Origin of the sequence: Thalassotalea sp. 273M-4 (assembly GCF_041410465.1) — a bacterium.
Lineage (GTDB): Bacteria > Pseudomonadota > Gammaproteobacteria > Enterobacterales > Alteromonadaceae > Thalassotalea_A > Thalassotalea_A aquiviva.
Map to the genome: position 1 here is coordinate 2,313,215 of NZ_CP166961.1, position 25,626 is coordinate 2,338,840.

A 25,626-nucleotide genomic window follows, 5' to 3' on the forward strand; every position below is an offset into this window, starting at 1 on the left:
TTTTATACCATAAATAAAAATGGCTGATTATACAATCAGCCATTTATTCTAAATTTTATCAACGCAATAAGGTATTTAACCTTATTTTTCGTCCTCATTTTGCTCTGCGGCAATGGACTGAATACCCAATTCAACCAACTGAGCTGGGTTGGCGTTACCAGGAGCATTGGTTAATGGACAAGCTGCTGTCGTGGTTTTAGGGAATGCCATCACATCACGGATAGAGCTTGCGCCAGTCATTAACATCACGATTCGGTCAAGACCAAAAGCCAAACCTGCGTGTGGCGGTGTACCATAACGTAAAGCTTCAAGTAAGAAGCCAAACTTCTCTTGCGCTTCTTCGTCGCTGATCCCTAAAATTCTAAAGACAGCGGCTTGCATTTGTGCATCGTGAATACGAACAGAGCCACCACCTAATTCACAACCGTTTAAAACCATATCGTAAGCATTAGATAAAGCGCCAATTGGGTTAGCTTCTAGCTCTTCTGGTGTCATATTACTTGGTGCGGTGAATGGGTGGTGCAATGCGTGTAATGCGCCCTTGTCTTCTTCAAACATTGGGAAGTCAACAACCCATAATGGTTTCCACTCATCCGAAACGATACCTAAGTCTTCACCCAATTTAAGACGTAATGCTCCTAAAGCTTCGGTTACCACATTGTAGCTGTCTGCACCGAAGAAGATAATATCGCCTGATTGAGCGCCCGTGCGTTGTAGTAGCTCAGTGACGGCGGTTTCTGGTAAAAATTTAAGGATAGGCGACTGAATGCCTTCCATTCCGGCATCAAGGTCGTTCACTTTCATCCAAGCCAGACCTTTAGCGCCGTAAATCCCAACAAACTTAGTGTATTCGTCAATGTTCTTACGAGAGAACTTACCTGCTCCCCCTGGTACACAAATTACCGACACTCGACCTTTAGGGTCGTTTGCAGGACCAGAGAATACTTTAAATTCTACGTCTTTTAAGATGTCGGCTACGTCAACAATCTCAAGAGGGTTACGTAAATCTGGCTTATCAGAACCGTAACGTTGCATCGCCTCGGCGTAGGTCATGTGCGGGAATGTGCCTAAATCGACGTTCAATAGCGATTGGAACAATTCACGGATCATGGTTTCAGCCACATCCATCACTTGCTCAGCACTCATAAACGACGTTTCTAAATCGATTTGAGTAAATTCAGGTTGACGGTCAGCACGTAAATCTTCATCACGAAAACACTTAACGATTTGGTAGTAACGCTCCATACCCGACATCATCAACAACTGTTTAAATAGCTGTGGTGATTGTGGCAAAGCAAAGAAATTACCTTTTTGCGTACGACTAGGCACCAAGTAATCGCGAGCCCCTTCGGGGGTAGCGGCGGTTAAAATGGGGGTTTCAATGTCCATAAAGCCCTGCTTTTCTAGAGAAGCACGAACTTGTGATGTTACTTTGGCACGAAAACGTAAACGCTCGGTCATTTCTGGACGACGTAAATCAAGGTAGCGGTACTTAAGACGTTGCTCTTCTGAATTCTTTTGATGATCGTCCAAAGTTAAAGGCAACGGGGCAGCTTTATTTAAAATAGTAAGCTCTAAACCTAGTACTTCAATCGCACCGGTTTTCATATCTTTATTAACTTGAGATTCAGGACGGGCACGTACTTTACCGGTAATCTGCACACAAAACTCATTACGTAATGTGTTAGCCGTTTCTAAAACCTCTTGTAAATCAGGATCAAACACCACTTGCACAATGCCTTCGCGATCGCGCAAATCTAAGAAGATAACGGCACCGAGGTCACGACGACGATTAACCCAACCACAAAGAGTCACTTCCTGGCCAATGTGAGATTCATTTACCTCACCACAAAATAAGCTACGCATGTTTTTGTATCCTGAATTTTTTAATCAATTATGCAACCGTATTAAAACCGATTTGGCGCATCGGCGATGTTTACCATTGCATCTAAATTTGCAAATTTTAAAGGCGGTTATTATAAAGCAAACGGCAATAAAGTCACCTCCAAGCGAAAGCTTTCGCGCAATTATTGCTAAGTTTTAAGTCAAAGCCTAAAAAAGCAAATAAAAAACGAGAAAATAGAACAACATCAAGCCAGATAATTTCTCTATAACGTTATTTTAAGATAAAATAAAAAGATTACCTTTTATGAATTAATCAGTTAAATGACTACCTCAGATAAAGATCTTATATTTTCAAAACCACAAGCTAAAGTCGCCGATTTTCGATTTGACGAGCAAGTTGTGGAAGTGTTTCCCGACATGATCAAACGTTCGGTACCCGGTTATAACACCATTATCGACACCATAGGTCAATTAAGTAACCAATACGCCAAAGACGGTACCAACATTTATGATTTGGGCTGTTCTTTAGGGGCGGCAAGTTTGGCCATGCGTCGTTCCATTGTTGATAAACAATGTCAAATTATTGCCATCGACAATTCGGATGCGATGGTCGAGCGCTGCAAGATTCACATCAATGCGTTCAAATCGGACACCCCTTGTGAGGTTAAAAAAGGCGATATATTAACGGAGCCAATGCAAAATGCGTCGGTTATCGTGCTAAATTTTACCTTACAATTTATAGCCAAAGAACACCGAGCAGAGCTCATCCAACGCATTTACGATGCCCTGATCCCTGGTGGTATTTTTATCTTGTCAGAAAAAATTTATGACCAAGATCCGACCTGTAAATCTCTGTTAAATGAATTGCACCATAACTTTAAGCGCGCCAATGGCTACAGCGAACTTGAAATTGCGCAAAAGCGCACAGCCATCGAAAATGTGATGCTCCCCGATACTCTAGAAGAACATATGAAACGCTTACAAAAATCTGGTTTTGCCCATGGCAGCACGTGGTTTCAATGTTTTAACTTCTTTTCGCTTTTTGCCATTAAATAACAAAGGCTTCTGTTTTTATGACTCTTTTTAATTCTTTTTACCAGCAAATTGCTGGCAATCGTCTTTCCCATTGGCTCACCAGCCTACCTGCCGAACTTGCTCGCTGGCAAAAAGAGGACCTGCATGGCGACTTTCAAAAATGGCAAAAAACCTTAGATGCCTTACCGAACACAACGCCATCAAGCATTGATTTAACTGACGAGGTGCGTATTGGTGCTGCCAATGACATCAACTTAGGTGAGCAAAAGCGCATCGAAAATTTACTGATGAACTTTAAACCATGGCGCAAGGGTCCATACCATGTGCATGGTATTCATATTGATACCGAATGGCGCAGCGATTTTAAATGGGATCGATTAAAGCAGCACATCAGTGACCTATCTAATCGCTACGTTTTAGATATCGGCTGTGGCAGTGGTTATCACTTATGGCGCATGCGTGGTGCGGGCGCTAAATTTGTGGTTGGCATCGACCCTACCCAGTTATTCATGATGCAATTTATGGCGATGCAACACTTTATTCAAGATGACCAAGTTAATTTACTGCCATTGGGCGTTCAACACTTACCGGAACTAAAAGCTTTCGATACCGTTTTTGCCATGGGGGTTTTATATCATCGCAAATCACCAATTGATTTTTTACAGCAATTGAAAGCGCAATTAGCCCCTGGTGGTGAACTTGTTCTTGAAACCTTAGTTATTGAAGGTGACGAAAATACGGTATTAGTGCCTGGCGATAGGTATGCAAAAATGCGCAATGTTTGGTTTTTACCAAGTACCAAAGCGCTGACGGCTTGGATGGAACGTCTAGGGTTTAAAAATGTCCGAGTGGTTAACACCGACCAAACCGCGTTTGAAGAGCAGCGCCAAACTCGCTGGATGGAAACCGAATCGCTTGAAGACTTCTTAGACCCAAGCGATCCAAATAAAACCATTGAAGGCTATCCTGCCCCGCTTCGTGCGATCATTGTAGCCAACGTTTAAAAACCGTCCTAAGCTCTAAGCTAAATGGCTATTTTTGTATAATTTATAGTCATTTAGCTTTTTTTTATTGGTCATATTTTGTATGGTAAGAATTACATCATTAGGCTAAATAAGGTGCTCTGGATGAATCAAGCTTGGCAATATCGACAACTGGATATTCAAAATACCCGACTTCAGGATCATCGTTCGCCATTTCAGCGTGACCGTGCTCGCATTTTGCACTCTGCGGCATTTCGTCGTTTACAGTCAAAAACTCAAGTTATGGGCGTGGGCATGAGCGATTTTTACCGAACTCGCTTAACCCATTCATTAGAAGCTGCACAAATCGGTTCAGGCATTAGCGCTCAATTGCGCTCTAAATACCCTAAGCAATGCCAGCAACTCTTACCTCAAGAAGACTCGTTAATCGAATCGTTGTGTTTAGCACACGACATTGGCCATCCCCCTTTTGGCCATGGCGGTGAAGTGGCCTTAAATTATATGATGCATAAGTTTGGTGGCTTTGAAGGCAATGGCCAAACCTTTCGTATTGTGACTCAATTAGAACGCTACACCGAACATTACGGAATGAATCTGTCTCGGCGCACTTTGCTAGGGCTGATAAAATACCCACAATTTATCGACCGACTGAGCAACCATGAGCCCAGTGAACCGGTAAATTTTCGCCAGCTTAAAGCCAGCGATTGGCAACCGCCAAAAGGCTTATATTTAGATGATTCGACCGCTTTTCATTGGGTTTTAGAACCCCTTTGCGATAGCGATAAAGAGCTGTTTCAAACCATAAAGCAAAAGAAAAACACCCACCATAAAACTCAGTTTAAATCGCTTGATTGCTCGATAATGGAATTGGCTGATGATATTGCCTACGGCATTCATGATATGGAAGATGCCATTGTAACTGGGGTGGTGAGTAAGCGTAGTTTTGTCAGTGCAGTGACTGAGAAGTTAGTCGACATTGGTGGTCAATGGGTCGAGCAACACGCCAACACATTGGCCGAGAAATTATTTAGTAATCAACATCATCAGCAAAAAGATGCTATTGGTGCCTTGGTTAATTTTTTGATCACCAGTATCGAGCTAGTCGACATAAATCAAGCCGATGGCTTTGAATTTGAGCAACCTTTACTGCGATTTAACGCCCGTTTACCCAAAGAAGCTAATGCGGTGTTAAAGGTGTTTAAAGACTATGTACTTAATTATGTGATCAAGCAAACAGACATTCAACGACTGGAATACAAAGGCCAACAAATTGTTATGGAGTTATTCGAAGCCTTTGCCAGTGATCCACAAAGATTACTACCGCCAGCAACTTGTGAGCGCTGGCGATATGCGCAGGCTAATGGCCTTAACCCACATAGAGTTATTGCCGATTATTTGAGTGGCATGACCGACGAGTTTGCGACCAAAGTTTATAACAACTTGTTTATTGCCGATGCCCAAGGCGTCAATGAAAACCACTGTTTTTAATGCCCTCTTTACTAAGAGAACAAGGCGCTAGAGCGCTAAACCCGCTACGATAAAGGCTCATTATTATCGAGTCTTTACTTTATTTGGGGGTATAAGATTGAACGGCTAAATCGGTTTGATTTTATCGATCACATTAGCATTCTCACAGCTTTGCTGAAATTCATCGGCTAATCGTTCACTTTCACTGATCACTTGTTGCCAATAACTTATGCGTTGATGATCGGAGAGTTCGGTAAAGTCTTTACGATCAGGAATTTTGCCATAAGGCAATCGAGCAACAAATTCAGCTGTGGGCGCTAATACCACCACATTATCGAAATGTTCAGGGTTGGCAAATCGATGTTTGACAAACTTATCAAACCAGCCCGGTTTAAATTCGTTATAAAAATGCGGATAAAGCACTAAGTCGTTATCATCGGTTTGAGTGGGGCTTGTTTGCGGCAAGAACGCTTGATCAAAATGATAATCGATAATACCACCGTCGCGATACATGCCTGGTCCCGCACCTGCAATATGCTTTACCCCATTCACCACTAAAGGAATGGCACCTGTTGCTAACAGAGCATCTTTGATATTGTTTTGCGTATAATTCACCACTGCAGAAGCTATGCCGTCTTTATAGTCAAAAGGAACATAAGAGGTGTCAGTTGAAAAAATAACCCTCTGGTAATATTTGCCCAGATGCTTGCGATGTATTTGGTTGCCCAGCGCAGAAGCCATTAAACCAATAAGTTGCAATGGCTTAGGCTCATACCGAGTCAAACCGAGTGACTTGGCAACAATGGTATTGGTTTTTATAAGCGGATTTGAAACGATTTCATTAGCGCCATTAGCCCCTAAGACGTCACCCAGTAATTCTTCACTTTTTTGGGTAACTTGGTGAATGGTCGAGTTTTTGGCATAGGTTAAATGCGAATACCCGTCAATCAATCGGTTGATTGCCTCTAATGGCTGTTCTTGAGCGTAGCAGGAAAATCGCCAAGCCCCTGCCGACGAGCCCAGAGTGTATAAAGGAGTTTGTCGCCGTTGAAAGAACTCACCACAAAAGTAACGGTCTAAGCCGGCTAATACAAACCATTTGGGGCCTCCACTGGCCCCAACTAATAATTTAAATAGGTCGGCGTTTAAGCCTTTTTCAGCGATAACGGACCGCGCCTGCTTTCCCGCTAAAATTTGTAATGCGTGACTCACCACTCTTCCTTTTGCCTATATTTTTCACGCCATAATACAACCTCGCAACCGCTCAATACAATAATTGTTCATTAATCTAGGCGAGCGGGTGGGAGAGATTATGGTTATTGCTGTTTAGGGTTTTTCGGATAAAAGTTATCCGGTAGCTGATTTACGTGTTCAAAAAATCGAGTATCTTTGTATGGCAGTTTCATAAATCCAGAAATGCCTCGGCCTTTTATTTGCGGTAATAAGTCGAGAATATCTTGTAAGCATTGCTCAAATTCAGCCTTTTTATTGTGCTCGAGCAGCATAAAATAACTGTGAATTTTGAGATGCTTTTCAAGCACCTCAAATATAATACAGCCTGTGTGTTGAATTTCATTCAAGCGGGTGATCACGGCCATTACCTGATCAGGTAAATGCAAATATTCATCAGGATCTTTGCCATCTTCAAAATAAGAATGTAATTGTGCCGAGGTATCAATCTCAGCCATTTTACTTATTTCAAAGGCAATGCGTTGCTGTTTATCCGCTTTAAAAGGTTGCTGTTCACAGTTGCGTTCAAAATGTAGGGTGTTGCGGGCATTAAACAAACAGGACTTAAACATCCCAATGCGAAAAATTCCTTGCGCTAAAGTCACCATATTATTAACCGCACTTTTAAAGGCATACTCTAAAGACTGATCAAATAAGGTGAGGTTAGAGTCAACATACACCCCTTCTTTCTCCCAGCGAATGGCTAACCCGCCAACCACAGGATATTTAGCCAAACGACTGACGGCGGCTAAAAACGCCTTTTCGGTATCGCCCATGCCAACCAGAAAGTTTTTATAATATTTTTCCAATTGCACATCATCGATATCAACCAAGCTGTCACGACTGGCCTCAGCGCGCAAAAATGATTTTCGCGAGCCATAAACCACCGTATCCATATCGTCTTTACTGGCACGGATCCATACCGGAATCACCGAGTCGATTGGCTTTTTACTTGGCTCTTTTGCCAACACCAAGTTTTTCAATAAATCGATATTTTCAATTAAATAATCACCACCTTGACGACGTTTTTGCGGATTATCGCTGAGCATTGCATCCAGTGCTTTGGCTAACATAATGGGCAAACCAAGCGAACTGGCAGTGATAACATTACTCCCATAACGACATGATTGCCCCGAAGCGAGAGCATAAATCGTGGCTGCCATCCCCTGTTCATCAAAGCGTGGCGAAGACAATTCACCCGCTAACTGCTCAGGCCCAATAAAATAAATATCGCCCATCCGAGCATTGGTTTGTTGTAAGTCATCACTCATCAAATCCATCACATTATTGGCGCTGGTTTGACCGTCTTTATCGCATTGGGCCCAGACAGAAGAGCCCCAATCAATTAACTGAAGCTGATTATTCGCTTCATTAAAGACAATGTTTGATGGCTTTATATCCCCATGTACTATCGGCTTAGAGATGCGATTGTTGTTTGGGTTTCGTAAAAAAATTAACAGTTCAATCAATTGAATGGTAATTTGTACGATAAGCTCTGCAGGTAAGGGCCCTTCTCGATGAGAAATAACTTCTAAATCGACGCCTTTCGCTCTTTCCATATGAACAATGGATTGACGTTTAATTTTTAAATATTCGATTAAGCCCGGAATGCTCGGGTGATTGAGCATCGACTGCATATAGGCCTCTTCGCTTAGCCTATCTTGAATATGCAAAGGCAATGTCACCCGAGAAAACTTAAATACATGCTCTTGTTGGGCCGGATTGACCCCACAAAAAACAAAACCGTATGCGCCTTTTCCTAATAATTCGATATTGTCATAACCCATTTTAGATAATTGGCTATGGCACAAATCCAACCATTGTTTTAACTTGGCCGCATCCTTGTGACTTAATAAATATATTGACTGATCTTCAGCAATATAAAAATGTTGCAGTTTTTTAGGCGCAACGTTCGTCATCCTATTGACTACTCCTTAGGCTTAATTTTGGCTTCTTTTTGTTTAAGTCGTTTTCTAAATAAGGTTCGAGCCAGTTTTTGCATATCTTCGACATCGTCACTTTCATCAACGATTTCTTTGCCAAGCAATGTTTCAATGGCATCTTCGAGGGTCACAATACCGGCCGTTTGGCCAAAATGATCTTCAACTAAGAAAATATGCTCTTGGCGTTTAATAAAGAGATCTAATAAGTGCAACACTGGGATGTTTTCAGAGACCCGAAAGATTGGTGATGCAATATCGACTAAGGTGCGCTTTGAATTACCTGCACGTTCTTGTTGGTACAATTGGGTTTTAATAATCACCCCGTTAATTTGATCAATACCGCCCTGAAATACCGGAATTCGAGTAAAGTTGGCCGTTTGTTCAATATTTAGCGCGTCTTCAATGGTGGTATTTTCATCTAACGCATGTACCACCGAGCGAGGGGTTAGAATGTCGCGTGTTTTGGTGTCTCGAAGCTTTAAAATATTGGCCATAAGAATATTTTCCGAGCCGGCAATTTTACCTTGCTTGTAACTTAAAGAGGCCATTGCCAACACTTCTTCACGACTGATACTGTCGCTGCCTTTTCCTGAAAAGACCCGAGTTAAAAGACCCGACAACCAAACCAATGGGTAAACCAACTTGACTAAGAAGTTAATAATCACCGCTGATGGTACCGCCAGTTGACGCCAAAAAGTAGCGCCTAAGGTTTTTGGAATAATTTCAGAGAAATATAAAATGGCCAAGGTTAACAAAAATGCGACTAAGGTTTCATACGTTTCGCCAAACACTTTAATGGCTTGGGCACCGACGCCCGCCGCGCCCATGGTGTGAGCAAATGTATTTAAAATTAGAATCGATGAAATCGATTGATCAAGATTATCTTTTACCTTATTTAAGGACGCAAAACCGGCGGCTTCTTCTTGCTCTAACTGGGTGATGTAACTTGGGGTTACTGATAACAATACCGCTTCCAATATCGAACAAAGAAAAGACACGCCAATGGCTATGCCTAAGTAGATAAATAATAATGTCATTTATAAACAACCAAATAAAAAAATAATAAAATGGGGCTTAAACCCTTCGATGAAAATCATTTTCCATCTCTTGATAAATATGGCCTTTTCAATCGAATTCAACTGGCCGAGCAATATATCTTAACGTCGTTGTATATTTTGTTATATCCATTCAAAGTACTGACAAACAGCCAAAATCCATACCACTTTAAGCCACAAAAGCGCAATAAAGACCAAGGCTGAACCAATGTCTTTGGTTCGAGCAATATAGGGATCTTGTTGTTGGCATACTTTGTCAGCCAAAGCTTCGAGCGCCGAATTGACTAACTCGGCAAACAGCAAAAATAAGAGTGAAAAAACCAGTACCATCCAATGATTGATGCTACTGGCTAAAAAGAAAGAAAAAGGAAATAAAATGATAACTAAGATAAGTTCTTGGCGAAATGCCAGCTCGTATTGCCAAGCAGCACGAAAGCCTTTAATAGAGCACCAAGTGGCTTTGAAAACGCGATAAACCCCTGTGCCATTAGGTTTAGATGCTTGGCCTTTTAGTGATGAGGCTTGGCTGACACTCGACTGATTAATCGCACCTGACGGTTTGGTACTTTTTGATATTGACGAGTGGTTATCTGAACGAGACAAACTTTACCTTGCTGCAATAGCGCATTGATTGTTTATTACTTTAGTATGTCATAAAAACCGAGAGTAAAAACCCGTTTTATGCTCAACTAACAGAAATAATACTCAATGGGGTCGCCATTTGGCTTTGAGGTTCGCACCAACGATAGGCTTCAACCTTGGCGGCAACACAACCACAGCTACCTTCACAGTCGCCACCAACGACCGTTTCAATCTGGCCACGCTGTAGCAACAGCTGTAACATCCCCGATAAAGCTTGTTCTGAGGTGCCAAGCGCTCTGGCAAGCGCTTTGGCGGTCATAATGTCATTAGTGACAAGTTGCGTCTTTATGGCTTCTAGCATTCGCTACTCCATTATTTAGCCACTGATACAGTGTTTTCATTGCCAAGGCTTTATACACTAGGGCAAAAGCAATAATAAAGATCACAATGGCTAAGGTTTGACTCGATAAGAAACTTTCAACTGTCGCTATCTGATAATACATGCCGGCACAGAAATAAGCTAAAACAGTCGTCCAAATACCAACAAATAAAGCCCAACGCCCATTAAACTCTCTAGCCATTGCCCCTAAGGCAGATGCGCAAGGGGCATACATGAGAATAAACAATAAGTAGGCAAATGCGCCGTGCTTACCGTCAAAATGGCTGGCCAAACGCTCCATCGTCGTCATCGAGACGTCTTGTGAACTCGCGGCTTCTTCAACGGTTTCGACATCAGCAACCGATATCCCTAAAGGATCTAAAACTAAGTCGGCTACCCCTAACAAGTTATCTGTGATACTGCTAAGCGCTTCTTGCATAGAGGCAGATAAATCAAATTCTTCTTCGGCATCACTGCTGTCTTGATACAAACTATTTAAGGTGGCTACTAAAACTTCCTTGGCAAATAAACCGGTGAAAATACCAACGGTTGCTTGCCAGTTGTCTTCTTCGATCCCCATCGGCGAAAACACGGGGGTGATGGCTTGGCTAGCGCTTGCCAATATAGAATTGTCGGTCCCTGTATTACCAAAACTGCCATCTTTACCTAATGAGTTTAAAACACCAAGTAAAGTGACCATGATAACGATGGTTTTACCGGCCCCAAAAACAAAGGCTTTTAATCGCTGCCAAGTTCGGTACATTAAATCGCCAAAATGTGGCCACTGATATTGCGGTAATTCAATCACAAACGGACTGGCTTCGCCTTTTAACACAGTACGACGAAAGATTAGGCCGGTAACAATAGCAGCGACTATACCAATAAGATAGAGCAAGAATACGACGTTTAAAGCATTTTCCAAAAAGAATGCCGCTGCAAACAACGCAAAGACCGGTAATCTAGCACCACAGACCATAAAGTGGCTCATTGTACCCGCTAAAATACGCTCGTGTTTTTGTTTTAACGTTCGTGTTGCCATTACCGCAGGTACGGTACAACCAAAGCCCATGATCATTGGCACAAAAGCTGAACCAGGTAACCCTATTTTTTGCATTAAGCGATCGGTTACAACAGCAGCACGAGCCAGATATCCGGTTTGTTCTAATGCGGTTAAAAATAGGTATAAACAGAAGATCAGTGGAATAAAGGTCGCCACCGTTTGCACCCCAGCCCCCATACCATCGGTCAGTAATACAACCAACCACTGTGGCCATTGCCATGCATTAAGTTGATACGCGAGTCCATCGACTAACAGCGCCCCGGCGGCAATATCAAAGAAATCAATAAAGGCACCACCAATGTTTATTGCAAACATAAACATTACGTACATTGATAATAAAAATAACGGCAAAGCAAAAAGTGGTCGCATCAAGTAATTATCAAGTTTTTCAGTAAACTTATGTTCACTGATGTTATGCTCACTGGAGCATTGATTGACCACTTGATTACACAATTGGTACCGAGCAGAGGCAACATTTAATTCAATATCTATACGACTATCGCCTTGGTATTGTTTATTAATTAACTGGTTAACCGCAATAAAACGGTTCTCAGCGTCGGCCAGTTCGGCTTCAATTTCGTCGCTATATTGAACCTTCAAGGTGCTGGCTTTTTGTTGCTGTTGATTTTCAATGTTGGTTAGTAATTCTGAAACACTGCTTTTACTGGCAGCGCTTAAGGTCAGTACGGGACAATTAAGTGCTTGTTGAAGTTTTTGAGGGTCAATATCTAGGCCCTGTTTTTTTACCAAGTCCCACTTATTGAGCACAACCACCATATTACAACCCAGCTCTTTGAGTTGCATAGTTAAATATAAGTGACGCTCTAAGCTGGTGGCGTCAATCACATTGATTACAAGAGAGTCTTTGGCATTGACCAAATAATTTAATGTGACCCTCTCATCTTCAGAGGTTTGCTGTTGAGGCACCAAAGAATATACCCCAGGTAAGTCGACCACTGAGGTTTGACTGTTGCCTAAGGTTAATTCACCGTGTTTTTTTTCGACTGTAATACCAGGAAAGTTACCGACGTGCTGTTTTAAGCCGGTTAATAAGTTAAACAAAGTGGATTTACCGGCATTAGGATTACCCACTAACAGGACTTCTTTAAACATATTATTTTAAAACCTGAACCTTAATTTCTTCGGCCATAGACTTACGAATGATGAGGTTAGCTTGACGGACGTGAATTTGATAAGCATTGCTCCAAGATAAATGACGTTTCAGGGTAAATGGAGTCCCTGGGATCATACCTAAATCGAGCAGTTTTGCACGCACAGAAGGGTTGGGTGATAATGAATCTATCACGGCTTTTTCACCTACTTTTACATCGGATAGTGTCATGGTCTAACTTTCTGGTTAATGAGAATGATTATTATTATACCCGAGGATTAACAGCATGGAAACTTTTGATTTAATCCCATTTAATTTGGATCAATTAATGGTTAGTTCATTAACTTTTTCATAAACTTATATAAATAATTGCTTTACATCAATAAATTGCATAATGTAATGATAGGTAAGGTGATTTTTTGAACGATCAACTATATTGATTGTTGTTGCGGATGTTTGCTGTCGCAAAGGTGTCTTACTCAACTGACAAAAGGAAGTGTCATCTAAATCGGCATATAAGGCCAAGCCTTATGGATAAATAACAATAATTCAAAACGGAAGCTGTAATAGTATGTCAACGTTTGTAAGAATAATGAAGAAAAATAGTGTCGTTGCTCTGATCATCTGCCTTTGTTATTTAGGTTTTAGTTTTTACAGTCTTAATAACTTTATTAAAGACGCAGAAGTTGCACACCAAATAACCCTAGAAAATGTATCTAAGTACTTTAAAGGTGATGATTTAGAAGAGTTTTCACGGCAGTTACGCTCGGCTTTTAAATACGACGATTTACAGATCACTAATTATAATCGCGATAAGGTCTATAACTACCATAACGACCCAGAAGTATTTAACTTCATCTCTGCTGTTTCTTTTGGTTCAGAAATGACCATGATGAAAGAGCCCACTTTAGGCGCTTATATAAAATACCGATTAAATCACGACAAACTGTTTCGCATGTATTATGCAGATACGGCTTTGGTTGTTATTATCATTTTTTTACTGACGGCACTCGCCGCTTTTATTAACGCCAAGCTTACAAGCAAAGACAATCAACGTGTTTCTGGTCAAATATCGCAATTGATCAGCAAAGAGATTAAACAGGCAATAGACAATAAGCCGACAAAAGATGACGATGAAGATAAAGAAGCTCTACCCATTGAGTTTGAACCCGTCAGCCAAGAGCTCAGTAAAATAAAAGATGTGATCAACGAGCGCTTAGATAAATCTCGTCAACTTGAAAAAACAGCCTACTTAGATTCTTTAACCGGATTGGTTAATCGAAGCGGCTTTATCGAATTTTTTGCGCGTTATTCAAGCAATGAAAAAAATCAAGATGGGGTCCTGCTTATCACTCGCTGTTCTGAAATAGCCACGATCAATAAAATTCATGGTTACCAAGCGGGTGACCGTTACATTGCACAAGTTGCCAAAATACTCGAAAAACAACTGGTCGATGTTGAAGGTGCGCAAGTATTTCGTCTCAATGGCTCCGACTTTGCTAGTGTGATCCCTAATGTCACCTTAGCTGTTGCCGAAGAATATGGTAAACAATTAACAGGTTTATTTAACGAATATCAAAAAATGGTTGATTACGACTCTATTGCGTATTCAGGCATTGTTAATCTCGATACCCAAAAAGCCCTTGGTGAAATGTTGGCCTACGCCGATACCGCAATTAGCATTGCGGAAACTCGCCTTAAAAACAGCTTTTTTATTCACCGAGACGATCAAGAAAACATTGAGAAAACCAGCAACATTGGTTCACAGAATTGGCAAAGTGAGCTTAAGTATATAATTGAAAATAAAACCTTATCATTGCTTGAGCAACCCATTCACCCGACCTCTGAAAATAAGAAAATATACCATGAAATTTTGGCTCGTTTTAGAGGCTCAGAAGGGGAAACCCTGCCCACTGCAGCGTTAATTGCGATGGCTGAGAAGCTTGACAAAATTATTGAAATCGACCGTTTAGTGGTCGAAAAGACCATTGCCGAAATTCAGCGTAAAAACCTTAAAGAGCATCGCTATGGGGTTAATTTAAGTACTCGCTCTATTCATGATGAGCACTTTGTTGTTTGGCTCGAACGTCGTTTATTAAGAGACAGCGGTATTGCTTCGCAATTGATTTTTGAAGTCAACGAATACGGCCTTGAGCAAAACTTCAAAGGCAGTCGCTACTTTATGGAAATGGCCCACCGCGTAGGTTCTCGAGTTTGTGTTGAGCACTTTGGTGTTGGGGTTACCTCATTTAAGTTCTTTAAAGAGTTATCGCCAGACTTTATTAAAATTGATTCGAGCTACACTCGCAACATCCATGAGGATAACGACAATCAATTCTTCCTACGTCAAATGATCGATTTAGCCCATCGCCTAGGTGTTAAAGTATTGGCAGAGGCGGTTGAAACTCAAGAAGAAAAATACACTTTCGACAATATTTTCGTTGATGGTTGTCAAGGATATTACTTATCAAAACCTGAGCCACTATAAGCGATTGGACTTTGATAACGTTAAAATAGAGAGGCGGTAAAACGCCTCTCTATTTTTTTTAACTTTAAAGTATTGGAATAAGCAAGGGAGCATAGCAGACAATCCGTTTTATACACTTAGCGAATATCAGCTAATGGCTCCATAGATTTAGAAGGTTAATTGAACAGGACTTATATAGAACAGACTATGATAAAAAACATTTATTTCAGATTGTTTGTCGTGACCAGCGTTTTTTTGCTAATGCTATTTGAAATAAGTCTTTTCTTTGAACAAATCAAATGGGACTTTAGCGATTATGTTATTTTTGGGACTCTATTTTTCGCTATCGCTAGCGCCTGTATATATAGCAGAAATAAAGTGGCTAAAAAATATCAGTTATTGGTGCTGGTATCTAGCATCGCTATTTTTTTATGGCTGTGGGCAGAACTCGCGGTTGGTGTATTTACCTCTTTAGGTCATTAATGGCTAAATAAGAGGTAAATTGAAGGGGCAATAGCTTCAGTCGTTTATGACGTTGGATATCAAGTAGCCCACCAACAAGCTAGCTTAACGATTAAAATCACCTAGACGTTACAACCACTGTTTCGTTTTAACATAGGTTCGCTTTTAAAGAGCTGTTAGTAGCCAATAAACCTTAGGCCATAGAAAAACCTGACAGGGTCTTGCCCGTGGTGAATTGCTGTTTGCAAAAACCCTACAAACTACAAGTTGTTAATTGCGCCATAAACAAGGATAATAAGAGTAATTATCTTAACACCCTGTTTTTTAAATGACTGATTATTTATTACTCTTAATTGGCACAGTCTTAGTCAATAACTTTGTTCTGGTAAAGTTCCTTGGGCTTTGCCCATTTATGGGCGTGTCTTCAAAAACAGAAACAGCAATTGGCATGTCTTTGGCGACGACGTTTGTGTTGACCTTGGCCTCATTACTCAGTTACTTGTTCAGCACATATGTATTGCAACCGCTTGGTTTGGAATATTTAACCACCATGGGCTTTATTTTAGTGATTGCCGTTGTGGTTCAATTTACCGAAATGGTGGTACATAAAACCAGTGCCAGCTTGTACCGGTTACTTGGGATCTTTTTGCCTCTGATCACCACCAACTGTGCGGTATTGGGTGTTGCCTTATTAAACTTGAACGAGCAGCATAACTTTTTCCAATCGATTGTTTATGGTTTTGGTGCTGCAGTTGGTTTTTCTATCGTGTTAATTATGTTTTCTGCCATGCGTGAACGGCTTGCTAATGCCGATGTTCCCAAACCATTTCAAGGTGCTGCCATTGCGATGATCACAGCCGGCCTTATGTCGTTAGCCTTTATGGGCTTTACCGGATTGGTGAAGATATAATGGATATACTTATTGCTATTGTTGTTTTTGGTGCTATTGCAGCAGTCTTTGGTGCTCTTCTTGGTTTTGCCTCGGTAAAATTTAAAGTCGAAGGGGATCCCTTAGTTGAACAATTAGATGCCCTGTTACCGCAAACCCAATGTGGTCAATGTGGTTATCCAGGCTGTAAGCCTTATGCCGAAGCTGTTGCTAATGGTGAAGCGATAAATAAATGCGCGCCAGGTGGCGAAGACACCATTAAAAAAATTGCCGACCTGATGGGGGTTGAGGCACAGCCATTAGATGAAAGTCATGCGCATGACAATACCCCCAAAGTGGCTTTTATTATTGAAGAAGACTGTATTGGTTGTACTAAATGTATTCAAGCTTGCCCTGTTGATGCCATTACCGGCGCAGCCAAACAGATGCACACCGTTATTACCGATGAATGCACGGGCTGTGATTTATGTGTCGACCCCTGCCCTGTTGACTGTATAAAAATGATCCCCATAAAAACGACGCCAGAAACTTGGCAATGGGATCTAAAGTCAATTGATGTTGTTCAGATAGATTAAGGAGTTGTTGTGGAATCTGTCATCGAGCGCATAAAAAACAAACATTTTTTTAAATTCCCTGGTGGTATTCACCCACCAGAGCAGAAGTTTTTAACCAATACAAAACCAATTCGCCAAATTCCTTTGCCGGCAGAATTGATTATTCCGCTTAAGCAGCATATTGGTGTTCCTGGTGACGTCCTCGTCAAGCCCGGCGATACCGTGCTAAAAGGCCAAGCCTTAACAGCTTGCAGTTCACCAATGACCGTGCCAGTGCATGCGCCGACATCGGGAACCGTTATCGATATAAAAATGTCAACCATTGCTCACCCATCTGGTATGTCAGAGCTTTGTCTTATTCTGCAACCCGATGGTTTAGAGACATGGCGCAATCGAGAACTTTGTGAAGACTATACCCGTTTAACAAAAAAGCAAATTGTTGAAAAAATTGCTAATGCGGGTATTTCGGGCATGGGTGGTGCTGGTTTTCCAACCAATGTAAAAGTAAATACCCAACACCATGTTAAGTTTTTAATCATTAACGCGGCAGAGTGTGAACCTTACATTACCGCCGATGATTTACTGATGCGTGAGCATTCACCAACCATATTAAATGGTATTCAAATCCTCGACCATCTATTAAATCCTGAGATGATATTAATCGGTATTGAGGATAATAAACCCGAAGCCATTAAAGCGTTAGAAAACGCCACAAAACACATCGCAAAGATTAACGTGTGTGTGTTACCAACAAAGTACCCTACCGGTGGCGAGAAACAACTGATCCAGGCTTTAACGGGTAATGAAGTTCCAACGGGTGTGCTGCCACTTTCATTAGGCATAGTGGTACAGAATGTTGCCACCGCGTTTGCGATTTCAGAAGCGGTCATTAATGACATACCACTTATTAGACGAGTGGTAACAGTCACTGGGCAATCTCTGAAAAAGCCACAAAATGTTTGGGCGCTGCTTGGCAGCCCGATAGAGCATTTGGTACAACAGTGTGGTTTTAATAAAGACGACAGACAACGCATTATTATGGGTGGGCCTTTGATGGGCTTTACCTTGCCGACGCTAAAAGTCCCGGTAGTAAAAACCACTAACTGTATTTTAGCGCCAACCCATAGCGAGATTTCACCGGCGGAAAAAGAGCTCGAATGTATTCGTTGTGGTCAATGTGCTGAAGTATGCCCTAGTTCTTTATTACCTCAAGAATTGCAGTGGTTTGCCAAAGCCAAAGAGCACGAAAAACTAGAACAACTCAATATTTTTGACTGTATCGAGTGTGGTGCTTGCGCCTACGTATGCCCAAGCCAAATTCCATTGGTGCAATATTATCGCGTCGGAAAAGCTGAAATTCGCTTTAAGAAAACGCAAGAAATTAAGGCAGAAAAGGCAAAGTTACGATTTGAAGCGCGTAAAGTGCGTCTTGAAAAAGAAAAGCAAGCGCGAGAAGAAAAACACAAGCAAGCCATCGCTGCTCGTCAAGCGGCAATAAAAGCCGATCCTGAGCAGCATCAAGCGACAAATTCAGCCGTTGCTGCAGCTCTTGCTCGAGTAAAAGCCAAAAAAGCAGCGCAAGTTGAAGATGGCAGCAGTGACGTACCAGCCAATGATGCAAAAAGTCGTGCGGCAGCCGCCATTGCCAGAGCTAAAGCGAAAAAATCACAAACCGCTAACGACAATGCCGATAATGAGCAGATCACAACCAACCCTGTTGCAGATGAAGCTAAATCGAGAGCATCGGCCGCAATTGCTCGAGCAAAAGCAAAAAAATTAGCCCGAGAACAGAAAGCGCCAAACACAGCAGAACCATCAACAACTCAGCCTACTGATGGGTCTGAAAAGACCTCTGATCTTAGCCCTAGCGCACAGAAAAAAGCGCGTGCAGCGGCGGCTATTGCCAAAGCAAAAGCGAAAAAACTGGCGAAACAGCATGAAGACAGTCAAAGCGTAGACCCCGTTGAAAATCAACCTACTGATGGGTCTGAAAAAGCTTCTGATCTTAGCCCTAGCGCACAGAAAAAAGCGCGTGCAGCGGCGGCTATTGCCAAAGCAAAAGCGAAAAAACTGGCGAAACAGCATGAAGACAGTCAAAGCGTAGACTCCGTTGAAAATCAACCTACTGATGGGTCTGAAAAAACTTCTGATCTTAGCCCTAGCGCACAGAAAAAAGCGCGTGCAGCGGCGGCTATTGCCAAAGCAAAAGCGAAAAAGTTGGAAAAACAACACGCCAAAGAGAAAGCGACTGAGGGTAGCCCAGAGCAACAGATTGAAGCTGTCGTTGAAGAAATATCCCCCAGAGAAGATGCGCCAAGTACTGACGATGCTTTGCCCTCGCCAGAAGAGCTGAAAAAACAACGTATCGCAGCTGCAGTTGCCAAAGCTAAAGCTAAACACTCAACGACCATCAGTGATGATGACAAAAAACACAAGATAGCTAGCGCAATAGCGAAGGCAAAATCAAAAAAATTACAAGAGTCTGAATAATTTATGGCATTTTGGATTGCAAGTTCACCTCATAACCACATTAAAGACGCCACCCCATCGTTAATGCGTTTGGTTATTTTAGCGACCATCCCCGGCGTTTTTGCCCAATGGTACTTTTTTGGTTGGGGCAGTTTAATTCAAATCACCTTAGCAATGACTGTTGCGGTGATAACCGAAGCGTTTTGTTTGGCGTTAAGAGATAAAAAGTTCTCCAGCCAAATAGGCGATTACTCTGCTATTTTAACCGGTTTATTACTTGGTATCAGTGTGCCTTCATTTGCCCCTTGGTGGATAACCGTTATTGGCACAATCTTCGCTATTAGTGTGGTTAAACAACTCTATGGTGGTTTAGGTTTTAATCTATTTAATCCCGCAATGGCCGCTTATGTGCTGTTATTAGTATCATTTCCGGTTCAAATGACCGCATGGCAACCTGTTAAATCTTTAATGATGCAGGATTTAAGTTTTGAAAACAGCTTATGGCTTATTTTTACCGAATATACCAAAGAAGGCTTTTCTTTAGAGCAGCTAAGGTTAGGTATAGATGGCATCACTATGGCGACGCCATTAGACACATTAAAAACCGATTTAACCATGGGTTTAACCGTTTATGAAAGCCTTAACAAAGCCATTTTTGGTGATTTCATCGGGCTTGGTTGGGAATGGGTTAACCTAGGTTTTTTACTTGGTGGCTTATTTTTAATTGCGAAAAAAAGTATCGATTGGGTGATCCCAGCAAGCTTTTTATTTGGCCTGTTTGTGTGTTCATTTATTGCTTATTCTATCGCCCCAGATCATAACCCTTCAACCATGTTTCATTGGCTTGTTGGTGGCACTATGCTGGGAGCATTTTTTATTTTAACCGACCCAGTATCTGCCGCAACAACGCGCAAAGGACGAATTGTATATGGTTTATTGGCCGCCTTTATTGTATTTATCATCCGCAAATTTGGCGGTTACCCTGACGCCATCGCTTTTGCTGTGTTGCTGTGTAATATGTGTGTACCGTTAATTGATCTGTATTGTCGTCCTCGAACCTATGGCCATCGCAAGGGAGAGCTGTAATGAAACAGGCGATTGAAAAAAATACCAAGGTGTTGGCTTTATTCGCTATTGCCTGTACAACCATGGTTTCATTGGTGAGCTGGTTAACTAAAGACACGATAATTGAACAACAAGAATTGCAATTGCTCAATACATTACACCAAGTTATTCCACCAGAGCGACTAGACAACAACCTATCGCAAGATTGCCAGTTTATAAGCGATGCTGAGTTACTTGGTAGTAAAGAACCACATATCGCCTATTTAGCTCGTAAAGATAACCTGCCGGTTGCGGTTGCACTGACCACCACAGCGCCCGATGGTTACAATGGACGTATTGAAGTTTTGGTTGCCATAAACGTCGATGGTACAGTCAACGGTGTTCGTATCTTAAACCATCAAGAAACGCCGGGACTTGGGGATAAAATTGAAATTCGCAAAGACGATTGGGTGTACAGTTTTGAAGGAAAGACAATAGCAGGACCCGAAGACTCTCGCTGGGCGGTTAAAAAAGACGGTGGTGTGTTCGATCAATTTACCGGTGCTACCATTACCCCGAGAGCGGTGGTAAAGGCCGTCAAAAATGCTTTAGTTTTCTTTGAAAAAAACAAAACGTCTTTGCTAGCAAATACCGAATCTTGTCGAGGTAGCAATGAGTAAAAGCAACGAATATAAAGAGTTAACTTGGCAAAGTCTGTGGAAAAACAACCCAGGTCTTGTGCAACTTTTGGGCCTGTGTCCGTTACTTGCGGTTACGACAACCGTTACCAATGCCTTAGGGCTTGGCTTAGCGACCATGTTAGTTCTTATCTGTTCTAACGCCACCGTGTCGGCTATTCGCCAATGGGTACCGAAAGAAGTTCGTATACCTATTTTTGTTTTAATCATTGCGGCCTTTGTGACTTGTGTGCAGTTATTGATGAACGCATACACCTATGGTTTGTATCAATCATTAGGTATTTTCTTACCTCTTATCGTGACCAACTGCGCCATTATTGGCCGAGCAGAAGCGTATGCCTCTAAAAACCCTATTAAACAAGCAAGCTTTGATGGCTTAATGATGGGGTTAGGTTTTGCCTTGGTATTAGTGGTACTAGGTGGTGTGCGTGAGGTTCTTGGTCAAGGTACTTTATTTGATGGAGCAGAATTACTGTTAGGCGACTGGGCACAGATATTACGCATTGATGTGTTTAATGTTGATAATAAATTTTTACTTGCCATTTTACCTCCTGGTGCCTTTATTGCGATGGGCTTTTTAATTGCGTTTAAAAATGTCATTGACCAGCGTATGGCCGATGCAAAACCAAAAGAAAGCAGCAAAAAAACGATAGAACGCGTTCGAGTAAACTTTGACGGTTAACCTCATTCATAAAACCATAATAATAGATCATGAATAAACATAAACGCTTAGAAATATTAACTCGACTTCGAGATGATAACCCTAACCCGACAACCGAGCTAAATTTTTCATCACCATTTGAGTTATTAATCGCTGTTTTGTTGTCGGCTCAAGCCACTGATGTCAGTGTTAACAAAGCAACCGACAAATTGTTTCCGGTTGCGAATACGCCACAGGCTATTCTAGACTTGGGGCTTGAGAAGCTAAAAAGTTACATAAAAACCATAGGTTTATTTAACTCAAAAGCAGAAAACACGATAAAAACGTGTCAAATGTTGGTTGATCTACACTCTGGTGAAGTCCCCGAAGACAGAGCCGCATTAGAGGCTCTACCAGGGGTCGGCAGAAAAACAGCTAATGTGGTATTAAATACCGCTTTTGGCTGGCCAACCATTGCGGTGGACACTCATATTTACCGTGTATCTAATCGTACCAAATTCGCCATGGGCAAAAACGTCGATTTGGTTGAACAAAAACTATTAAAGGTCGTACCGAAAGAATTTAAAGTTGATGTCCACCACTGGTTAATTCTACACGGTCGCTATACCTGTACCGCACGCAAACCAAAGTGTGGTGCCTGTATTATTGAAGACTTGTGTGAGTTTAAGGAAAAAACAGAGTAAACATCATCTAAGAGCTATTTTCATAGATTATCATCTCCCCATAGACCAAATAAATGCTCCATAACTGACTTTTGAAAATATTAACAAAAGCCAAAATCGTAGCTAAATTCACTTTACCACTACAGCTCTAGCGCTAAAATGATCCATGCGGATAAAGCTAAACGCCCATTAAAATATATTTTTTAAAGGGCGTTTAAAGCAAAGCTAATGTTTTAAATTCGTTTTAGGTAAGGCTTTTTAGTTAAGCTAAATTATCCTGTTTTCTAGCCTTTGACTTACGACCACTTTTTTCAATTAAGATGTTGAATAATCTCATGATAAGCGGATCACTGGCCGCCATACTTTTTAGCACAGAATCTTTTTTAATGAAGTGGTGATATAAAGCTGCCCCCGCATGACAAAGTACTAAGGCTATCGCAATTTGCGTTGCGTACGTATGAATATTGCGAAAAGTATTAAAATTCTCCGCGATGCTAACTTGTAGGCCGCTTAGGTTGAAGACGCCCAAAACATAAACGGGTTGTTCAGAGTGAAGAGCACAAGCGATGCCGGTTACAGGTATTGCAATTGCAAGCCCATATAAACACAACTGTACAGTTTTTGCCATGAGCAGTTTTAATAAAGGCAAATTAGGTTTAGGTGTTGGAGCTCGCAAAATAAAGCGATAAACAATTAACAGTAACGCGATACACAGCACCAAAATACCCAAAGTGGAGTGAGCCGTAAGTCCCCATGCTCGGTGTGCATTACTGATGTCCCAATTGAATTGTTGACCCGCGATCAGCAGGCTGATAATGATAATCGCAATTGACCAGTGTAGGCGGCGATAAATCAAATTATAAATTTTTTTGATATTCGACATGCTAAAACCCCGTTGTTACATAAAAAAACTACAAGCTCGCTTTAGATGTAAGCGCTTTTAATAGATAGGCTAAGTAAAATTTTCATTGTTGGTTTTGTTTGATGTCAAAATTTGTCTAAAAATTAAAACACTTTGTTTTACATCGAAACCTACTACCAGCGTGTTGTTGATAAGATGATTTATAAAAAAGCGAGTAGTGAGCGAGGAGCACTCTCCTTATAGAGCGCATACCTGTAACTTAAAAAGCCTTTAGAAAAGCGAAATTAAAGGCTGCCCCCCGGCAAGTGCAAATATGGCTGTTATCTTTAAAAATCCGTTAAAGAAAACTATTTGGTTATCCGTAATGGCCTTGTCTGTTGCGCATGATTAGGGGTTGCTCTAAGCATTTTATACAAAGGTGAACCTCCTAAAAAACGATATAACTAATGACTGTTTGTTTCACACGCTGCAAACGAACCATCTTTTGCAAGACACTTAGGGATGTCCGTATCAATAGTAAACTCCATGCCGGAATGTTCTTCACCAGTGATTCGTTTAAGTTCTTTGAGTAAAGCAGCCTTTTTCTCTTCGGTTAATTTACCTTCAATACCGGCTTGAATTTCATAGCCACCATCAGCTAGCTTTTTAATAGAGAGATCGGGAAATGGAAATTTGTGTTCTTCTTTTTGTTTAAAAAACGCTGCTGTCGCTAACAAACTAGAAGAAGCCAATGCTGCCAAAAGCACTGCTTTCTTTGAGGTAGCATTGCGTTTGTTCGCAATTAAAGTAACCGGTTGTAGCCATCGATAGCCTTTTCTCTGTACTGTTTGGATGTAGTTCGGTTGTTTTGCATCATCTGCAAGAGCTTTTCTTAACTTTGCCATCGTATTAGCTAATGAGTCAGGACCAACCACAGTATTTGGCCACAACGAAGAACATAGCTTGTCCTTACTGAGCGTTTCCCCGTTCGCACTACAAAGTAATATCAATAACTCTAAAACCTTAGGTTGAAGCGTATACGTTTTTCCCGCCCTAACAATCGTATTATTGCTAAAGTTCACAACAATATCAGCAGATACAAATGATGACTTGGTCAATTGCTGTATCGTCAGTTTATTTTTCTCATTTCTTTTAAACATAAAGTCATTATTTATCAATGCATTAACAAAGATATATTTTAGATAGATTAAAGTTACTTATTTATTAGGGACAAAAGCTGGCTCTCAAAAGCGCTTTGTATGATAAAGGCTACACAACATTATATAAACAATAACGGTGACCAATGAAATATCTATTATTAATCTGCCTTTTTCAACTAGTTTCTTTTTCAACTCAAGCAATAGTCATTCGACACGATGTTGATGATTTAAAATATCGCGCATCAAAAGACGACTTTCCTGCGCTTGCTACTTTTTATAAAGATGGCGCTCATGGTACGTTGATCCACCCTAAGTGGATTGTTACTGCAGCTCATGCAAGCTTTTGTATCAGCGCAGATACCTTTGTGGATATCAATGGGATTGCCAGAAAAATTAAAAAGTTACAGATTCACCCCGATTATCAACCTGGAAAAAGTCATGACATTGCATTGGTTGAATTAGAAAATCCCGTAACAGATGTGGAACCTGTTAATATATATAACCAAACTACTGAGTTATATAAACAGGTTTGGTTTATTGGCATTGGTGGTACAGGTACCGGATTAACCGGTGAAACGGTCGATAATGCTAAAAATAATGGCATTCTAAGAAAAGCGCAAAATACGATTATAGAAGCAAGTGGACCGTTAATTAAGTTTATCTTTAATCGCGAAAAACAAGCCTTACCTTTAGAAGGTGTATCGGGTGGTGGAGATAGTGGTGGTCCAGCTTACATGGTAAAGGATGGACAATTTGAATTACTGGGGATCAGTTCTCGCCCAGAAGGTCAATTTAACAAAATTGGTGTCTATGGGATTACTGAAGTTTACAGCAGAACATCTTTTTTTAAGCTCTGGATAGAAAGCGTTATAGCAGGTAAAACAATGGGGCTGTCTAATTTACCCACAGATAAATTGGTGGCGGGACTAACACCAGACCTACTACCTATGGTTTGTGAAGATATAAAAATAAAACCCTAAACATTTATAAGTTTTCAAATCCGTTACTCTTTAGCTTAGCGAACAAAAG

23 protein-coding genes are annotated in these 25,626 nt (G+C 41.1%); 13 read left to right on the forward strand and 10 right to left on the reverse strand.

Features of this window, described 5'->3' with window-relative positions; genetic code table 11:
• Nucleotides 1–81: 81 nt before the first annotated feature.
• Entirely contained in the window at nucleotides 82–1,866 is a 1,785-nt protein-coding gene (gene aspS / locus ACAY00_RS10455) for an aspartate--tRNA ligase (protein ID WP_371373159.1), read from the reverse strand.
• 300 nt (nucleotides 1,867–2,166) lie between these two features.
• Here aspS and cmoA point away from each other — a divergent pair, with 300 nt between their 5' ends.
• The 3 genes from cmoA (at nucleotide 2,167) to ACAY00_RS10470 (ending at nucleotide 5,351) form a co-directional block, all read left to right on the forward strand.
• On the forward strand, nucleotides 2,167–2,901 hold the full coding sequence (gene cmoA / locus ACAY00_RS10460; protein WP_371373161.1) for a carboxy-S-adenosyl-L-methionine synthase CmoA: 735 nt from the start codon (nucleotides 2,167–2,169) through the stop codon (nucleotides 2,899–2,901).
• A 17-nt stretch (nucleotides 2,902–2,918) separates the two neighbouring features.
• Nucleotides 2,919–3,884, forward strand: a complete 966-nt coding sequence (gene cmoB, locus ACAY00_RS10465) for a tRNA 5-methoxyuridine(34)/uridine 5-oxyacetic acid(34) synthase CmoB (RefSeq protein ID WP_371373163.1) — start codon at nucleotides 2,919–2,921, stop codon at nucleotides 3,882–3,884.
• A gap of 123 nt (nucleotides 3,885–4,007) precedes the next feature.
• Nucleotides 4,008–5,351, forward strand: coding sequence for an anti-phage deoxyguanosine triphosphatase (locus ACAY00_RS10470; RefSeq protein ID WP_371373165.1), 1,344 nt, complete (start codon nucleotides 4,008–4,010; stop codon nucleotides 5,349–5,351).
• Between the two features lie 105 nt (nucleotides 5,352–5,456).
• Here the strand turns inward: ACAY00_RS10470 and ACAY00_RS10475 are convergent, their stop codons facing one another.
• From ACAY00_RS10475 to ACAY00_RS10505, 7 genes are all read right to left on the reverse strand, one after another.
• On the reverse strand, nucleotides 5,457–6,542 hold the full coding sequence (locus ACAY00_RS10475; protein WP_371373167.1) for a patatin-like phospholipase family protein: 1,086 nt from the start codon (nucleotides 6,540–6,542) through the stop codon (nucleotides 5,457–5,459).
• A gap of 104 nt (nucleotides 6,543–6,646) precedes the next feature.
• Nucleotides 6,647–8,479, reverse strand: coding sequence for a protein kinase domain-containing protein (locus ACAY00_RS10480; protein WP_371373169.1), 1,833 nt, complete (start codon nucleotides 8,477–8,479; stop codon nucleotides 6,647–6,649).
• An 8-nt stretch (nucleotides 8,480–8,487) separates the two neighbouring features.
• Nucleotides 8,488–9,540, reverse strand: coding sequence for a CNNM domain-containing protein (locus tag ACAY00_RS10485; RefSeq protein WP_371373171.1), 1,053 nt, complete (start codon nucleotides 9,538–9,540; stop codon nucleotides 8,488–8,490).
• A 141-nt stretch (nucleotides 9,541–9,681) separates the two neighbouring features.
• Complete coding sequence (locus ACAY00_RS10490) at nucleotides 9,682–10,161, reverse strand: diacylglycerol kinase (protein ID WP_371373173.1); 480 nt, start codon at nucleotides 10,159–10,161, stop codon at nucleotides 9,682–9,684.
• An 82-nt stretch (nucleotides 10,162–10,243) separates the two neighbouring features.
• Entirely contained in the window at nucleotides 10,244–10,501 is a 258-nt protein-coding gene (locus ACAY00_RS10495; protein ID WP_371373175.1) for a FeoC-like transcriptional regulator, read from the reverse strand.
• Nucleotides 10,467–12,692 (reverse strand): ferrous iron transport protein B, encoded by a 2,226-nt coding sequence (gene feoB, locus ACAY00_RS10500; RefSeq protein WP_371373177.1) that lies wholly within the window; start codon nucleotides 12,690–12,692, stop codon nucleotides 10,467–10,469. Before feoB ends, ACAY00_RS10495 begins: the two co-directional genes overlap by 35 nt.
• A gap of 1 nt (nucleotide 12,693) precedes the next feature.
• The gene (locus tag ACAY00_RS10505) at nucleotides 12,694–12,921 is read right to left on the reverse strand and encodes a ferrous iron transport protein A (RefSeq protein WP_371373179.1); all 228 of its coding nucleotides are present in this window, start codon (nucleotides 12,919–12,921) and stop codon (nucleotides 12,694–12,696) included.
• Nucleotides 12,922–13,261: 340 nt separating this feature from the next.
• Here ACAY00_RS10505 and ACAY00_RS10510 point away from each other — a divergent pair, with 340 nt between their 5' ends.
• From ACAY00_RS10510 to nth, 9 genes are all read left to right on the forward strand, one after another.
• The gene (locus ACAY00_RS10510) at nucleotides 13,262–15,178 is read left to right on the forward strand and encodes an EAL domain-containing protein (RefSeq protein ID WP_371373181.1); all 1,917 of its coding nucleotides are present in this window, start codon (nucleotides 13,262–13,264) and stop codon (nucleotides 15,176–15,178) included.
• Nucleotides 15,179–15,418: 240 nt separating this feature from the next.
• Nucleotides 15,419–15,640: a hypothetical protein gene (locus ACAY00_RS10515; protein ID WP_371373183.1), complete on the forward strand. Its 222-nt coding sequence runs from the start codon at nucleotides 15,419–15,421 to the stop codon at nucleotides 15,638–15,640.
• A gap of 307 nt (nucleotides 15,641–15,947) precedes the next feature.
• Nucleotides 15,948–16,529: an electron transport complex subunit RsxA gene (rsxA, locus tag ACAY00_RS10520; RefSeq protein ID WP_371373185.1), complete on the forward strand. Its 582-nt coding sequence runs from the start codon at nucleotides 15,948–15,950 to the stop codon at nucleotides 16,527–16,529.
• Nucleotides 16,529–17,083, forward strand: coding sequence for an electron transport complex subunit RsxB (gene rsxB, locus ACAY00_RS10525; RefSeq protein WP_371373187.1), 555 nt, complete (start codon nucleotides 16,529–16,531; stop codon nucleotides 17,081–17,083). The genes rsxA and rsxB overlap by 1 nt, the downstream gene beginning before the upstream one ends.
• Nucleotides 17,084–17,092: 9 nt before the next feature.
• Nucleotides 17,093–19,552, forward strand: a complete 2,460-nt coding sequence (gene rsxC / locus ACAY00_RS10530; RefSeq protein WP_371373189.1) for an electron transport complex subunit RsxC — start codon at nucleotides 17,093–17,095, stop codon at nucleotides 19,550–19,552.
• Nucleotides 19,553–19,555: 3 nt separating this feature from the next.
• Nucleotides 19,556–20,617, forward strand: a complete 1,062-nt coding sequence (rsxD, locus tag ACAY00_RS10535; RefSeq protein ID WP_371373191.1) for an electron transport complex subunit RsxD — start codon at nucleotides 19,556–19,558, stop codon at nucleotides 20,615–20,617.
• Nucleotides 20,617–21,255 (forward strand): electron transport complex subunit RsxG, encoded by a 639-nt coding sequence (gene rsxG, locus ACAY00_RS10540; protein ID WP_371373193.1) that lies wholly within the window; start codon nucleotides 20,617–20,619, stop codon nucleotides 21,253–21,255. The genes rsxD and rsxG overlap by 1 nt, the downstream gene beginning before the upstream one ends.
• On the forward strand, nucleotides 21,248–21,955 hold the full coding sequence (locus ACAY00_RS10545) for an electron transport complex subunit E (RefSeq protein WP_371373195.1): 708 nt from the start codon (nucleotides 21,248–21,250) through the stop codon (nucleotides 21,953–21,955). Before rsxG ends, ACAY00_RS10545 begins: the two co-directional genes overlap by 8 nt.
• Before the next feature lie 29 nt (nucleotides 21,956–21,984).
• Nucleotides 21,985–22,617 (forward strand): endonuclease III, encoded by a 633-nt coding sequence (gene nth / locus ACAY00_RS10550; protein ID WP_371373197.1) that lies wholly within the window; start codon nucleotides 21,985–21,987, stop codon nucleotides 22,615–22,617.
• A gap of 241 nt (nucleotides 22,618–22,858) precedes the next feature.
• Here the strand turns inward: nth and ACAY00_RS10555 are convergent, their stop codons facing one another.
• Nucleotides 22,859–23,479: a cytochrome b gene (locus ACAY00_RS10555; protein WP_371373199.1), complete on the reverse strand. Its 621-nt coding sequence runs from the start codon at nucleotides 23,477–23,479 to the stop codon at nucleotides 22,859–22,861.
• Between the two features lie 422 nt (nucleotides 23,480–23,901).
• Nucleotides 23,902–24,597 (reverse strand): transcriptional regulator, encoded by a 696-nt coding sequence (locus ACAY00_RS10560; RefSeq protein ID WP_371373201.1) that lies wholly within the window; start codon nucleotides 24,595–24,597, stop codon nucleotides 23,902–23,904.
• Nucleotides 24,598–24,740: 143 nt separating this feature from the next.
• Between ACAY00_RS10560 and ACAY00_RS10565 the strand changes: the two genes are divergently transcribed.
• Entirely contained in the window at nucleotides 24,741–25,577 is an 837-nt protein-coding gene (locus ACAY00_RS10565; protein WP_371373203.1) for a trypsin-like serine protease, read from the forward strand.
• Nucleotides 25,578–25,626: the final 49 nt, after the last annotated feature.